Below are 13,974 nucleotides of genomic sequence, written 5' to 3'. Positions count from 1 at the left end.
CATATTACGATCGGTACGAATCGGCCGTATCGAACCGTTCGAACAATGATCGGAGCCAACATCGACGCCTGGATACTCGATGCGGTACGAACGCCCCGTGGGCGGGGCCGCCCGGATGGCGGACTGCACAACGTACATCCGCAGACTTTGTTCGCCACCTGCCTCACGGCGCTGGCCAAACGCATCGGCTTCGACCCGGCCGACGTCGACGACGTGATCGCCGGCAACGGCATTCTGTCCGGTGACCACGGCGACGACATCGCGCGGCTGTCGGTTCTATTGGCCGGCTGGCCCGAGAGCGTGCCGGGAATGACACTGAACCGCTTCTGCGGATCGGGTCAGCAAGCCGTCACCGCCGCCGCGTCCGCGATCGCGGCGGGCAGTGAGGATCTGGTGATCGCCGGTGGAGTCGAATCGATGTCCCGGTGGGACGTCACGGCCGGAATACCGACGATCGACGGCAACAACGCGGCCTTCCGCGCGCTTTATCCGACGGTGCCACAGGGTATTTCGGCTGACCTCATCGCGACCCTCGAAGGTTTCACCCGCGAGATCGTCGACACGTACGCCGCGCAAAGCCAGAACCGGGCCGCCGCCGCCATCGAAGAGGGAAGATTCGATCGCTCCCTGATCGAGGTCGCCACCCCCGACGGCGCGTTCGCCCGCGACGAACATCCGCGTCCCGGGACGTCGGCCGACACGCTGGCGCGCCTGCGCCCGGCCTTTGCGGCGATGGGAGCCGCATGTGTCGACGGCGAGCGCCACACATTCGACGAAATATGCCGTGAACGCTATCCCGGGATCGACCACGTCGAGCATGTTCACCACGCCGGCAACTCCTCCGGAGTAGTCGACGGCGCGGCGGCCGTGTTACTCGCCTCCCCGAACTGGGCGCAGGTCAACGGTGTAAAACCGCGTGGACAGGTCCGGTCCGCCGCCGCGATCGGCAGCGAGCCGATCATCATGCTCACCGCACCCGGCCCAGCGGCGCAGCGTTGTCTGAAGCGCGCCGGCATAACCGTGGCGGACATCGACCTGTGGGAGATCAACGAGGCATTCGCCGCCGTCCCGCTCAAGACGATTCGCGACCTCGACATCGATCCCGACCGGGTCAACGTCAACGGGGGCGCGATCGCCCTGGGCCATCCGATCGGCGCCACCGGCGCGATCTTGATCGGCACCATCCTCGACGAGCTCGAGCGCCGCGACCTGACAATCGGACTGGTGACCATGTGTACCGGCGGCGGCATGGGCACCGCGACGATCATCGAGCGGGTGTGACGATGCCGAGCACGCTCGACCTCGACCGGCCGTCCGACGGGGTCGTCGTCCTGCGTCTGAATCGTCCCGAACGACTCAACGCGATCAACGAGGTCATGCAAGCCGACTTGATCCAGGTTCTAGGCGATTTGGCCGGCGACGACTCGGTGCGTGCCATCGTTCTCACGGGAGCCGGTCGGGGCTTCTGCGCGGGGATCGACATGCGTGACTTCGGGCCCGGCATGCTCGAGGCCACCGCACCCGCACTGGACCGGATGCACTTCCAAGAGCGGATGGCGGCGCTGGCCGAGGCCCTGCGGGCGTTGCCTGCTCCCGTGATCGCCGCGGTCAACGGCCCGTGCGTCGGCGCCGGATTCGCGTTATGCCTCGCCTCCGACATTCGGATCTGTTCGGTGGCAGCATCCTTCGGTAACGCCGCGATCCTGCTCGGCTTGTCGGGTGCCGAGATGGGCATGAGCTACCACCTGCCCCGCATCGTCGGGACCAGTGTCGCCGCCGACTGGATGCTCACCGGCCGTACGGTATCGGCGGCCGAGGCCGACCGCCGCGGTCTGATCAGCGAGCTCGTCGAACCAGATCAGCTGACCGACCGCGCGGTCGAGTTGGCGTCGCTGATCGCCGACCTGCCGCCGCTGGGCGTGCAGCTGACCAAACGTGCGTTACAAGTCAACACCGATGCGGCGAACCTGTCCTCGGCGCTGGAACTGGAGAACCGTAATCAGGTGATCGCGCACGCCACCGAAGAAGCGGCCGCCCGCCGCCGGAAGTGGTCTTCGGGACAGGGCCGGTGAGCGGTCTGCTGAACGAGGTCCGCATCGTAATGATGGGGACCCGGGGCTGGCACCGTTCTGCGGAATGTTGTTGGGAGACTTGGGTGCCGACCTCATCCGTGTCGATCCGCCGGTACGCGTGGACGGTCACTCCCGATTGATTGCGCGGTCCGCCGTACGTGGTGGCGCAACGCAACTCGCACTGAGGAACGAAGGGATGAGAGATGTCGTGGGATTTCTCCACCGATCCGGAGTGGGCGCAACAACTGAAATGGGTCGAGGAGTTTGTACGCACCGAGTGCGAGCCGATCGACCTGATCGTCAAGGAGTCACACGACCTCAACGATCCGGTGCGTCAGGCGCTGATCCCACCACTGCAGGAGATTGTCAAGGACCGCGGGCTGTGGGCCACTCACCTCGGTCCACATCTGGGCGGTCCGGGCTACGGTCAGGTGAAGTTGGCTCTACTCAATGAAATTCTAGGCCGCTCGGAGTGCGCGCCCATCGTGTTCGGTTCGCAGGCACCCGATTCCGGTAACAGCGAGATCCTCGCGCACTACGGCACGCCCGAGCTGAAGGCGCGTTACCTCGAGCCGTTGCTGGATAACCGCATCGTGTCCTGCTTCTCGATGACGGAACCGCAGGGCGGCGCGGATCCGAAGGTGTTCACCACATCCGCGGTCCAAGACGGCGATCACTGGATCATCAACGGGGAGAAGTGGTTCTCGTCGTTTGCCTCGATGGCCTCGTTCATCATCGTGATGGCGATGACCGACCCCGACGCGCCTCCCTATCAGCGTTACTCGATGTTCGTCGTGCCCGGCGATACGCCCGGCATCAACGTGATGCGCGACGTCGGACTGGGGTACCAGCCCCTCGGCGGCGGCCGCGAAGGCTACGTCCGCTACGAGAACGTGCGGGTGCCGGCCGATCACATGCTGGGCCCGCGGGGTGGGGCTTTCGTCGTGGCGCAGACTCGCCTCGGCGGCGGTCGCATCCATCACGCGATGCGCACGGTCGGCTTGGTTCGCCGGATCTTCGACATGATCTGTGAGCGGGCCGTATCGCGCTACACCCAGGGCGAGGTGCTCTCCAACAAACAACTCGTGCAGGAGATGATCGCCGACTCGTGGATGGAGATAGAGGCGTTCCGGCTGCTGACCCTGCAAACCGCTTGGAAGATCGACCAATTCAACGACTACAAGGCGGTTCGTGCCGACATCTCCGCGGTCAAGGCGATGATGCAGAAGGTGCTGCATGACGTGTCGGCGCGAGCGCTTCAGCTACACGGATCGTTGGGCACCACGCATGAGATGCCGTTCGTGCAATACCTGGTGGAGTCCTTCGTGCTCGGCCTGGCCGACGGCCCAACCGAGGTGCACAAAGTGACGCTGGCCCGCATCCTGCTCAAAGACCGGCAGCCCGCCCCCGATCTGTTTCCCTCCGAACACCTGCTGCGGCTGCGCGCGGCCGCCGAGGCCAAATTCGCCGACAAGCTTGCGGGCATCTCCCGCGGCTAGCCCTCACACGGCGGTGGTCACACCGACGTAGGACAACACCACGTCGGACAGGTCGGTCACCCGGGTCAGCGTCGCGTAGGAACGGATGAACGACTGGCCGACGCAACCATCGATCTTGACATGGAAGTTGCTGATCATCACCCACGGATTGGCGCCCCTGAACTGCTTTTTGGTTACCGGTACCACGATCACGAAACCGGGCTTGAGTCCCACGTTGATCGAGCCGCCCACCGGGGCGGAAATCACCGGCAGGAGGTTTCCCGGTATGGGAAACGCGCCCGTGAAGCCGAGCGACGGTGTGAGGCCGGCGTTACCGCCCAGCTCGACGCCATTGGACGTGCTCATGTCGATTCCACAACCGATCTCGTAACCCACTTCGAGGAGGCCCTGCGCCGGTTCGGGGCCCCTGAGCGAACCGACGAATATTCCGCTCGAAAGGTATTCGCGAGACGACACGGCGGTGGTCAACGACGCCACGGGGACTTGCATCTCGTCCTTCGCGCCGAGGCCAAGGATCCAGCCGTCGGGTGTATCGACGGTTGCGGGAGGATTCGACGGCACCCGTCCGTCGTTCGAGGCCGTGGCGGCAACGGGTTCAGCCTCCGGATCGCCACCCGCCGTCGGAGCCATGGTCACAGATAAAGCGACGCACACGGCAAGTGCACGACGTACGACCAGGGCAATCGGCCTCACGGCAATAAGGTATGCGCCGCGATATTCGAGCAGCACAATTTGCTGGCCGCCCCGGCAAAGTTGTTGTGCGTTCGTAACTCATACGCGACGTGTGTGCGGCAGGTATTTCCCCGGCTAGAATTACGGGAGTGCTGCACCGTGAACGATGGAGAGGGCGGGCGATGACAAAACCTTCGTACGCTCGCGGACTGATTGCCGGTGCGATCAGTGTCGCGACCCTCGGATTCGGAGGCGGCGTGGCGCAGGCTGCACCGGACCCGACTCCCCCGCCGCAGCCCCCCACGCTCAACCAGTTGGAGACGATCGACGCTCCATCCATTTATACGAATCCGGCCGACCGAGGCCGTCCGCTGGAGAAGAACTGGGACGGTTTCGGGATGTATTGCCAAAATCTTTTCGTCCGGTGCGGGTAATCGCCGGCCGACTTAGCCGACGATGGATTGGGCACGTTTCAGCAGCCTCGGGATGGTTGCTGCCATGGCCTCTAATTCGTGCCGCGGAGGACTTCTACGGCGGTTGTGTTTGACGATCAGCGACCAGGTCGCCGCCGACTTGAAGCATGCCAGCGCCCTGAACCAGGCCAGGTCGACGACCTCGTGTCCCAGCTCGTGTTGGTACATCTCGGCGAGTTCGGTGATCGGCGGTGCGATACCGGACGGCACCGGAACGCGTTGGTAGGTCTGCGGATCGCAGTTGATCAGAAACCAGCCCGCATCGATGCGCGGATCACCGATCGTCCAGATCTCCCAATCGATCACCGCGTTGATGCTCGCTCCGGCGGCCATCAAGTTGCCCAGCCGGAAGTCGCCATGCACCACACTGGGGCCGATAGCGGTTGGCGCACCACGTAACAATGCGTCGCGGATTTCCTGCCAGCCGGGAACGAGCCCCGGGTCGACGGTCTGCAGCGTCTGGCACCAGCGCTCGACCTCCGAGACCGGGTCGACCAGGGGTTCCCCGGCCAGCCCGAGGTCGCTCGGCGACAGACTGTGCAGCGCGGCCATGGCCCGGCATGCGTTGCGGTAGCGCTCGGCCACCTCGGGTGACGGCGCGCAACCGTCGAACACCGGCTCGACGCAGTCACCGTCGATGTGGGACATCACGAATAGCGGAGGCACAAGCGGTGGATCTCCCACGTTCTCCCACAGCACCTCGGGCACTGGAACCCCAGTTGCGGCAAGCGCTTTGAGAATGCGCGCCTGCCGCAGCACGTCCCGGTGCGCGATCGGTTCGACACCCGGAGGAGCGAGCTTGATCACCACTGGCCTGCCGGATCGCACGCCCCGAAACGTGAAGCTGGAGGCACCTCCGGCCAGTGCCGTTACGTCCGTGACGTCGGCAGCCGCGAGTCGTTGTCGCAGCTCGTCGAGATCGACCTCGACCATCAGCCGGCGGGTTGAAACCAGCCGACGTCCGCGAGGAAGGGCTGGGTATGCGCGATGCGGCCGGTCAGGGTTTTCGGGTCTCCCGTACACAGCCGGAACACCGTCTCGGTGATCAGTTCGATGTCCTCGGTGTCCGTCTTGGCCAGGTCGAGGGTGCCCGCCCCGGGGGTCGCCACGGGATTGGACGGAGCGGCGGCGTTGACCGCGATGCCGTCGTCGTACAGTTCTGCGGCAAGGCTTTTGGTCAGCCGGTTCAGCGCGGCCTTGACTGTCCCGTAAATGCCGAAGCCCGCGGTTCGGTCGAACTCGGAGAACGGCGGGCCGGGCGGTAGGTCGCCGCCGACCGAGGTCAGGTTCACGATCCAGCCTCGCCCCCGGTCGCGCATCGCGGGAATTGCTAACTGGCTCAGATGCAATGGCCCGAGCACGTGCATCTCCATCATCAGTCGGGCGCGCCGCTCAGGGAAGCCGTCGAGGGACCGCAGGAAAGTAACGGCGGCGTTGTTCACCAGGATGTCCGGGGCCCCGACGGTGTCCACCACTTCGCCGAACAGCCGTTCGCGTTCCTCGGCTTGCGATAGATCTGCTTGGACGGCGACGGCCCGGCCTCCCGCGGCGACTATCTCGTCAACAGTCTCGCGCAGCGACCCGCGGTATTTGGGATCCGGGTCCATCGTGCGGGCGGTCAGCGCGACCGTGGCGCCTTGTGCGGCAAACCGTGCGGCAATCGCTTTGCCCAGACCTCGGCTGCTTCCGGTGACCAAGGCCACCATCCCGTCGCATCGCTCGTGAGCGCTCATCGTCGACCTCCTTGGGACGGTCCGTAAACGGAAACGGCTTCTCCTAACTAGAGAATGTCATTATCACCGATCGATCCGGGCTATGGGCACGACCCCCGGCCGGTGGCTCAAATCGTGGGGTTCATGTCGTTTTAGCCACTCCCGAGAGGGCAGCCACGGCCCTAACGTTTTGGCCATGCAGGCTGTTTCAACTCTCCCCGACACCTCCGTCGCGAAGGCCGCCATCCGGTTGGCGCAGTCGACCGAGTCGCCCCCAGTGTTCAACCACAGCGTGCGCAGTTACCTGTTCGGTCAGCTGATTGCCGCTCAGGAAGGAATGCGGCCAAGCGCCGACTACGACGCAGAAGCCTTGTTTTTGGGATGCGTACTCCACGATCTCGGCGCCGGCTCCGCCGCACCCGGCAAGGAGAGGTTCGAAGTTGAAGGCGCCGACCTCGCGGCGGCACTGCTCACCGAACACGGCTGCGAACGCGCGCTCGTGGACGGTGTCTGGGAGGCCATTGCGTTGCACACATCGATGGGCATCGCCGACCGCCGCGGAGCGCTGTGTCACCTCGTGCGCAGTGGCGTGGGAGTGGACTTCGGCCGCAATGCCGAATTCATCGACGACGAAATTGCCACCGCGATCCACGCTCGCTACCCACGGCTATCCATGGCGCGCAGGCTGCTGGATGCGATCGCCGCGCAGGCACAGCGCAACCCCGATGCCGCGCCACCCTATACATTCCCCTATCAAGTGCTGCGGGAGCGCCAAACCGACGGTGTCACCCTGCTTGAACTCGCGGCCTCGCAGGGCCGGTGGGGCGACTAAGTCCGCTTGGCGTCGACCGAGTCCGATTTAACGTCGACGCCAAGCGTCGATCGAATAGCGGCCTCCGCCAACGAAGACCAACAGGAAAAAGCCAAAGCAGAACAGTATCGCCGGCGTCCCGCCGTTGCCGGCCGGCGGAGCACCAATGGGCCATAGCTCATTGGGCTGATGCATCCAGAAATAGGCGACCGCCATGTGACCGGAAGCGATGAATGCGGCTGGGCGAGTGAATAATCCGACACCGACCAGAAGGCCCGCGACGAGTTCGATGAGTCCGGCGTACCAACCCGGCCACGCCCCGACCTCGGCTGGCGATGCCGTGCGGACGGGCCAGCCGAACAACAGCATCGAGCCATACCCGGCGAACAGGAATCCGTAGACCAACCGAAACAGGCTCAGCACGGTCGGCGTGTAGCCGGCCAGGCGGTGGTTGAGTTTTGTCGTCACAGAGCAACGGTACGGCCACCGACAGACGGGTGGTGTAGACACATCCGTATGCAAGGAGGCGCATTGACGTACCTGCTCCTGTTCAGCGCGATCATCGCGGAGGTGGTGTCGACCAGCCTGCTCAAGAGCACCGAAGGCTTCACTCGCCTGTGGCCGACCGTGATCTGTCTGGTCGGCTACGGCGCCTCTTTCGCGCTGCTGGCGTGGTCGATCCAGCGCGGTATGCAGACAGACGTCGCCTATGCGTTGTGGTCGGCGATCGGCACGGCGGCCATCGTGTTGATCGCCGTGCTGTTCCTGGGCTCTCCGATTTCCGTGGCGAAGGTCGTCGGCGTCGGACTGATCATCCTCGGCGTGGTCACGTTGAACCTGTCCGGTGCCCATTGACCCCGAGGATCGCGATCGATGTGCCCAGGTAGCACAACACCGTCAAAGCCGCCGGTGCCCGAGCCCCGCGAAATTCGGCGCACCGGCTTTTCCGTCTGCCCGCCGCGGGACGCCGGTTAGCGCCGCTGCGATGAGCGCGATGACTGCGTATGCGATCCGGCGATGGCGCCCACGCGACTCCACCGGCTGTCTGGAACAGCTACCTCCGCGTAGCGGGCCCCGACTTGGCATGACACTAATCCGGGGCAAGGTCCCACCTGGCGGATTCGATTCCAGCGCCGTCACCTGCGCGTTCGACCGTCCGGACCAGGACTCCAAGAATCCGTAGAGGCCAGGAAGAGAACCTTCCGCTACTAGTCACCCCACATCGGGAAACTGTGGAACAGGACACCGGATGATCAGGATTGCGAGTGTGGCCCGCGCCGCTGCCGTTACGGTGCTGACCGGTGCGGCCGCACTGGGGTTGGCGGTGGGCACAGCGCAGGGCGCTCCCGGCGCCGCCGCCCCTTCCGGCATCGGGGGCGTCCTCTACGGCGATCCGACTGCGGCCGCCCCCTTCTGGCGTTACCAGCACTACGACGACGACTGCGTCGAGATGGCGGTCGCCGATGTGGTGGGTGAACTGACCGGCACACAGCCGACCGAGCAGGAAATCGTCAAGCTGGCCGAGGCGACTCCCAGCAGCGTCCACCGCGGACCGATCTACACGAAGGCGACAAAGCACGGCGGTGGCGAGGGCACCTCGTTCGACGATGAGCCGCGACTGCTGGCGCACTACGGAATCCACGCGATGAGCATCGATAAGGCAAGCGGCGCAACCACCCACGTCCCGGCCAGCATGAAGGCGCTGGAACAGGATCTGGCCGACGGCCGCAAGGTCATCGCCGGAGTCAACTCGGAAATCATCTGGGGCGAGCCCGTCGAAGACAAAACCTCGGCCGGAGAACCCGAGGCAAACCACGCCGTGGTGGTGACGGGCGTCGATACCGCGCGCGGCATCGTGCATCTCAACGACAGCGGCAGCGAGAAGGGCCGCGATGAGCAGGTCCCGATCGATGTCTTCGTCCGGGCGTGGGACACCGGCGACGACCAGATGACGGTCACGAGCTAGGCACGCGAGTCCGTCAACGGCGTGCTGAGCAAACCGATCACCGCAAGACGTTAGAGCGGCGCGGGTCCGACCAGGATTTGCCGGATGACCGGTGCTGCCCAGCGGCTGAGTTCTTCGCGGCTGAGGTTGGCCACCGGTGGATTCTTCAGAACGTATCTGGTTGTGGCCAACCCGATCACGAACGCACCCATCAACCCGATCCGTTGAACGGGATGGTCCGGGGTCGCGGTGATCAATTTGGGGGCGACCTGCGTCGCGAACACTCGCCGGAGCGCGTCCGCCGCGATTGGGCTCGTCATCGCCGCGCGCAACAGCGCCACAAACGTCTCGTCTTCCTCCCACACCGCAAAGAACCTCGGCAGCAGCAGGTCGGCAATCTCGTCGGGATCGACATTCGACAATTCGGGTAGTTCGATCGCAAACTCCGCTGCCTCCGCGAACAATTCCTGCTTGCTCCCGAAGTAGCGGATCACGAGCGCCGCATCGACACCGACCTCGGCGGCGACGGCCCGCAAGGTTGTCCGCTCGTACCCTTCAGCCGCGAAACGGCTGCGCGCCGCCGCGAGGATGTCGGCACGGGTTTGGCCGGCGTTGCGGGGCCGGGTCGCAGTCATTACGACGGCGCCGGCCCCACCAGCAGCTGGCGAAAGACCGGCCCCGCCCAGCGGCTGAGTTCTTCGCGGCTGAGGCTTGCCACCGGTGGATTGGCGAGCACCGATCGGGTCGCGGCAAGCCCGATGACGAACGCGTCTGTCAGGGCGATCCGCTGCAGGTGATGATCCGGCGTGGCGCCCATCAGCGTCGGCGCGACGTGTTTGGCCAGTGTTTCGTTCAGGATGTCCGCCGCGACCCGGCTCGTCATCGCCGCCCGCAACAGCGCGAGGAACGATTGGTCGTCCTCCCACACCGCGAAATACCTCGGTAGCAGCATGCCCGCAATGTCGTCCGGATCGGCGCCGGAGAGGTCGGGCAGCTTGATCGCGAATTCGGTAGCGGTCGCGAACAAGTCCTGCTTACTACCGAAGTAACGGATCACCAGCGCCGCGTCTACACCAACGTCGTTCGCGATCGCCCGCAAAGTGGTGCGGTCAAAACCTTCCGTGGCGAAACGCCGGCGTGCCGCCGCGAGAATGTCGGCGCGTGTCTGGGCGGCATTACGAGGTCTTTGGGCGCTCATCCTCAAACTCTATGTCAGCCGCTGTTGACTTTACGAAGCGACCACGCGTACTGTCCAAGTCACCGAATGTTGACAAAAGTCACCGATCGTTGATATCGGAGATTTTGAACGGTGGGTGGTCCCATGGCTGGTGGCATTGGGCGGTCAAGCACCGCGATTCCTCGGACTGAGTGCAGCGCAGTCACTCGCCGGCATCGGGGTGGCCTGCTGTATCGCGTCGCACGGCTCGCGATCGTCGCGCCGCGGCGAACGCTCACCATCGCGGTGCTGTTGCTGATGGCCGCGGGCATCTTCGGCATCCCGGTCGCCAAGAGCCTGTCGGCTGGCGGATTTCAAGACCCATCATCGGAATCAGCCAGGGCTGCAACAATTCTCACTGAGAAGTTCGGCCAGGGCGACGTGCAATTGCTGTTCGTCGTATCCGCTCCGGACGGTGTCGCCAGTGCGGCGGCCCGCGCGGTCGGCACCGAGATCTCCGACCAGCTGAGCCGGTCGGCCCACGTGACCAGCGTGACCTCAGCGTGGACCGCGCCGCCGGCCGCGGCCGCTTCGATGATCAGCAGGGACGGCAGAGCGGGGTTGATCGTCGCGGGTATCAGTGGCGGAGAAAGCAATTCGCAGCGCTACGCCACCGCGTTGTCGGAGCAGATCGCACACGACCGCAACGGAGTCAGCGTTCGGGCAGGCGGGATCGCGATGGTCAACGCGCAGATCACCGAGCAAGCACAGCGGGATGTGCTGGTGATGGAGGCGATCGCGATTCCACTCAGCTTCCTGGTGTTGGTCTGGGTGTTCGGCGGTTTGTTCACGGCCGCGTTGCCGGTCGCCATCGGCGGAATGTCGATTCTCGGCGCGCTGGCGGTGCTGCGTTTGATCGCGTTCACCACCGACGTATCGATCTTCGCGCTCAACCTCAGTACCGCGCTGGGTTTGGCCCTGGCCATCGACTACACCTTGCTGATCGTCAGCCGCTTCCGCGACGAGATGGCCGCTGGCGCCAGCCGCGACGATGCGCTGGTACACACCATGGCGACCGCGGGGCGCACGGTGTTGTTCTCGGCCACCACGGTCGCGCTGTCGATGGCCGCAATGATCTTGTTCCCGATGCATTTCCTGAAGTCGTTCGCCTACGCGGGCATCGCTACGGTTGCGTTCACCGCGATCGCGGCGGTGGTGATGACGCCCGCGGCCATCGTATTGCTCGGAGACCGGTTGAATGCGTTGGATGTCCGCCGGCTGGTGCGTCGCATGCGTGGCCGTCCCGGACCGGTCAGTATTCCAGGACATGATGAGTTCTGGTACCGCTCAACAAAATTCGTCATCCGACACGCCCTTCCCGTCGGAGTAGCGGTCGTGGTGTTGCTCCTGCTGGTGGGCACGCCGTTCCTCGGGGTCCGATGGGGTTTTCCCGATGACCGGGTACTGCCGAACACCGCTTCGGCCCGCCAGGTTGGCGACCAGATGCGACGTGACTTCGCCGACGACTCGGCGACGGCCGTCAGTGTCGTCATTCCAGATGTCGACGGCGTTCCGCGCGACGAAATCGCAAGATACGCAGCCGATCTCTCGCGGGTGCCCGATGTGTCGGCGGTGTCGGCCCCGGTGGGCACATTCGTAGCCGGGGCGCTGGTTGGGCCGCCCACGGCGCCAACCGGCCAGGCGAAGGGCAGTGCATTTCTCACCGTCCGGACCACGGCACCGCTGTTCTCCGACAGTTCCGAAACCCAGCTGCGACGCCTGCACCGGGTGGCTTCCCCTGCCGCTAGGACCGTCGAGTTCGCTGGGATCGCGCAGACCAATTCCGACAGCGTCAACGCGATCACGTCGCACCTGCCGCTGGTGCTGACCCTGATCGCTGCGGTGACTTTCGTCCTCCTGTTCTTGCTGACCGGCAGCGTGGTGTTGCCACTGAAAGCTCTTGTACTTAACGTTCTTTCGCTGACAACCGCATTCGGGGCGATGGTGTGGATCTTCCAGGACCACCATCTCGGCGGCCTGGGCACCACTTCCACAGGAACGCTGGTGGCCAACATGCCAGTGCTGCTGTTCTGCATCGCTTTCGGCCTCTCCATGGACTACGAAGTCTTCGTCGTTTCCCGAATCCGGGAGTTCTGGCTCGCATCCGGGCCAACTCGTGCCGACCACGACGAGAGCGTCGCACTGGGCATAGCCCGCACCGGTCGGGTGGTCACTGCGGCGGCGCTGGTGATGTCGATCTCGTTCGCCGCATTGGTCGCCGCGCACGTGTCGTTCATGCGGATGTTCGGAGTTGGCCTCACGTTGGCGGTGATCGCGGACTCCACGCTGGTGCGCATGGTGCTGTTGCCCGCGTTCATGCACGCCCTAGGCACGTGGTGCTGGTGGGCCCCCAGGTGGCTGGTACGGCTGCACGGGCGTTTCGGGATCAGCGAGGGTCACACCGCCCAAATTTCAGAAGCGGCAATGGCGCCTGCACCGCACGCAGTTCAAGAAAGGTGAGGGACATGAGGGGACCATTGAGCGGCAAGAGTTTTCGTGCTCAGAAACCCGGCGGGGTGATCGCGGGCGTGCAAGGCGTGCTCCCCGAGCATCGCTACGCCCAAGGTGAAATCACCGAATCGCTTGCCGCACTTCCGGCGTTCCGGGGTTGCGGGGACGCACTGCGGAAACTCCACGCAAGTTCCAAGGTGAACAGTCGCTATCTGGCACTGCCCCTCGAGCAGTACGCCACACTGACCGACTTCGGCGACGCGAACAACATCTTCATCGAAAGAGCCGTCGAACTCGGTTCTGCGGCGGTGACGGCCGCGCTCGAGGAGGCGGGATTGCGGCCGCACGACGTCGACGTGGTCATGTCGACGACCGTCACCGGTCTCGCGGTCCCCTCGCTGGAGGCGCGCATCGCGACACGCATCGGGCTGCGTCCGGACGTGCGTCGCGTGCCGATGTTCGGACTGGGTTGCGTCGCCGGCGCCGCCGGGGTGGGCCGGCTCAACGACTACCTGCGCGGCGCACCCGACGACGTCGCAGTGCTGCTGTCCGTCGAGTTGTGCACCCTCACCTTCCCCGCCGCCAAGCCGTCCTTGGCAACCCTGGTCGGCACCGCGCTGTTCGGTGACGGGGCCGCGGCCGTGGTCGCGGTCGGCAAACGCCGCGCGCAGAAGATCGGTGCGGCAGGGCCCGACATCCTCGGATCGCGCAGTCACCTCTACCCGGACTCGCAGGCGACGATGGGGTGGAACATCGGTTCCTCCGGATTTGGACTCGTCCTCTCTCCGGACGTGCCGACGATCGTCGAGCGGTACCTCGCCGACGACGTGACAGGGTTCCTGGCTACGTACGGCATCGACATCTCGGAAGTCAGCGCGTGGGTAAGCCACCCGGGCGGCCCGAAGGTCATCGAGTCGATCGTTGCCTCACTCGGTTTGCCCGACGACGCACTCGAACTGACGTGGCGCTCGCTGAGCGAGGTCGGCAATCTCTCGTCGTCGTCGGTGTTGCACGTATTGCGCGACACCATCGCCAAGCAACCCCGCAGCGGCAGCCCGGGAGTCATGCTGGCGATGGGCCCCGGCTTCTGCTCGGAGCTCGTGATGTTGCGGTGGAAGTGATC

General features: G+C 64.9%; 15 protein-coding genes. 9 read left to right on the top strand and 6 right to left on the bottom strand.

All coding sequences use genetic code 11. The features are described 5' to 3' along the window. Positions 1-45: 45 nt before the first annotated feature. The 3 genes from OK015_RS09790 to OK015_RS09780 all read left to right on the top strand — a co-directional run bounded on the left by OK015_RS09790 (position 46) and on the right by OK015_RS09780 (position 3,571). Positions 46-1,281, top strand: coding sequence for an acetyl-CoA C-acetyltransferase (locus tag OK015_RS09790; RefSeq protein WP_268131025.1), 1,236 nt, complete (start codon positions 46-48; stop codon positions 1,279-1,281). Then, the gene (locus OK015_RS09785) at positions 1,278-2,072 is read left to right on the top strand and encodes an enoyl-CoA hydratase/isomerase family protein (protein ID WP_268131024.1); all 795 of its coding nucleotides are present in this window, start codon (positions 1,278-1,280) and stop codon (positions 2,070-2,072) included. The genes OK015_RS09790 and OK015_RS09785 overlap by 4 nt, the downstream gene beginning before the upstream one ends. A 203-nt stretch (positions 2,073-2,275) precedes the next feature. Continuing rightward, positions 2,276-3,571 (top strand): acyl-CoA dehydrogenase family protein, encoded by a 1,296-nt coding sequence (locus tag OK015_RS09780; RefSeq protein WP_268131022.1) that lies wholly within the window; start codon positions 2,276-2,278, stop codon positions 3,569-3,571. A gap of 3 nt (positions 3,572-3,574) precedes the next feature. On the opposite strand, the gene OK015_RS09775 is transcribed toward OK015_RS09780, so the two are convergent. Beyond that, entirely contained in the window at positions 3,575-4,249 is a 675-nt protein-coding gene (locus OK015_RS09775; RefSeq protein ID WP_268132584.1) for an MspA family porin, read from the bottom strand. Between the two features lie 176 nt (positions 4,250-4,425). Here OK015_RS09775 and OK015_RS09770 point away from each other — a divergent pair, with 176 nt between their 5' ends. Beyond that, entirely contained in the window at positions 4,426-4,677 is a 252-nt protein-coding gene (locus tag OK015_RS09770) for a hypothetical protein (protein ID WP_268131020.1), read from the top strand. Between the two features lie 12 nt (positions 4,678-4,689). Here OK015_RS09770 and OK015_RS09765 read toward each other — a convergent pair whose 3' ends face one another. Next, positions 4,690-5,649 carry a phosphotransferase family protein gene (locus tag OK015_RS09765; protein ID WP_268131018.1) on the bottom strand — a complete coding sequence of 320 codons (960 nt, stop codon included), beginning with the start codon at positions 5,647-5,649 and terminating at the stop codon, positions 4,690-4,692. Next, complete coding sequence (locus OK015_RS09760) at positions 5,649-6,449, bottom strand: SDR family NAD(P)-dependent oxidoreductase (protein ID WP_268131017.1); 801 nt, start codon at positions 6,447-6,449, stop codon at positions 5,649-5,651. The genes OK015_RS09765 and OK015_RS09760 overlap by 1 nt, the downstream gene beginning before the upstream one ends. Positions 6,450-6,624: 175 nt before the next feature. Here OK015_RS09760 and OK015_RS09755 point away from each other — a divergent pair, with 175 nt between their 5' ends. Further along, positions 6,625-7,260 (top strand): HD domain-containing protein, encoded by a 636-nt coding sequence (locus tag OK015_RS09755; protein ID WP_268131016.1) that lies wholly within the window; start codon positions 6,625-6,627, stop codon positions 7,258-7,260. A gap of 27 nt (positions 7,261-7,287) precedes the next feature. Here the strand turns inward: OK015_RS09755 and OK015_RS09750 are convergent, their stop codons facing one another. Further along, positions 7,288-7,707, bottom strand: coding sequence for a DoxX family protein (locus tag OK015_RS09750; RefSeq protein ID WP_268131014.1), 420 nt, complete (start codon positions 7,705-7,707; stop codon positions 7,288-7,290). A gap of 63 nt (positions 7,708-7,770) precedes the next feature. Here OK015_RS09750 and OK015_RS09745 point away from each other — a divergent pair, with 63 nt between their 5' ends. After that, positions 7,771-8,094 carry a DMT family transporter gene (locus OK015_RS09745; protein ID WP_268131012.1) on the top strand — a complete coding sequence of 108 codons (324 nt, stop codon included), beginning with the start codon at positions 7,771-7,773 and terminating at the stop codon, positions 8,092-8,094. Positions 8,095-8,488: 394 nt separating this feature from the next. Next, entirely contained in the window at positions 8,489-9,205 is a 717-nt protein-coding gene (locus tag OK015_RS09740) for a hypothetical protein (protein ID WP_268131011.1), read from the top strand. Between the two features lie 50 nt (positions 9,206-9,255). Here the strand turns inward: OK015_RS09740 and OK015_RS09735 are convergent, their stop codons facing one another. Both OK015_RS09735 and OK015_RS09730 read right to left on the bottom strand, forming a co-directional pair. Further along, a complete protein-coding gene (locus OK015_RS09735; RefSeq protein ID WP_268131010.1) occupies positions 9,256-9,819 on the bottom strand; it encodes a TetR/AcrR family transcriptional regulator in 564 nt (187 codons plus the stop codon). Continuing rightward, the gene (locus OK015_RS09730) at positions 9,819-10,382 is read right to left on the bottom strand and encodes a TetR/AcrR family transcriptional regulator (protein WP_268131009.1); all 564 of its coding nucleotides are present in this window, start codon (positions 10,380-10,382) and stop codon (positions 9,819-9,821) included. Before OK015_RS09730 ends, OK015_RS09735 begins: the two co-directional genes overlap by 1 nt. Positions 10,383-10,586: 204 nt before the next feature. Here OK015_RS09730 and OK015_RS09725 point away from each other — a divergent pair, with 204 nt between their 5' ends. Then, entirely contained in the window at positions 10,587-12,860 is a 2,274-nt protein-coding gene (locus OK015_RS09725) for an MMPL family transporter (protein ID WP_268132582.1), read from the top strand. Between the two features lie 5 nt (positions 12,861-12,865). Beyond that, a complete protein-coding gene (locus OK015_RS09720) occupies positions 12,866-13,972 on the top strand; it encodes a type III polyketide synthase (protein ID WP_268131007.1) in 1,107 nt (368 codons plus the stop codon). Positions 13,973-13,974: the final 2 nt, after the last annotated feature.

This window comes from Mycobacterium sp. Aquia_216 (genome assembly GCF_026723865.1).
Classification (GTDB): Bacteria; Actinomycetota; Actinomycetes; order Mycobacteriales; family Mycobacteriaceae; genus Mycobacterium.
This window is presented reverse-complemented; position numbering and strand designations above follow the sequence as displayed.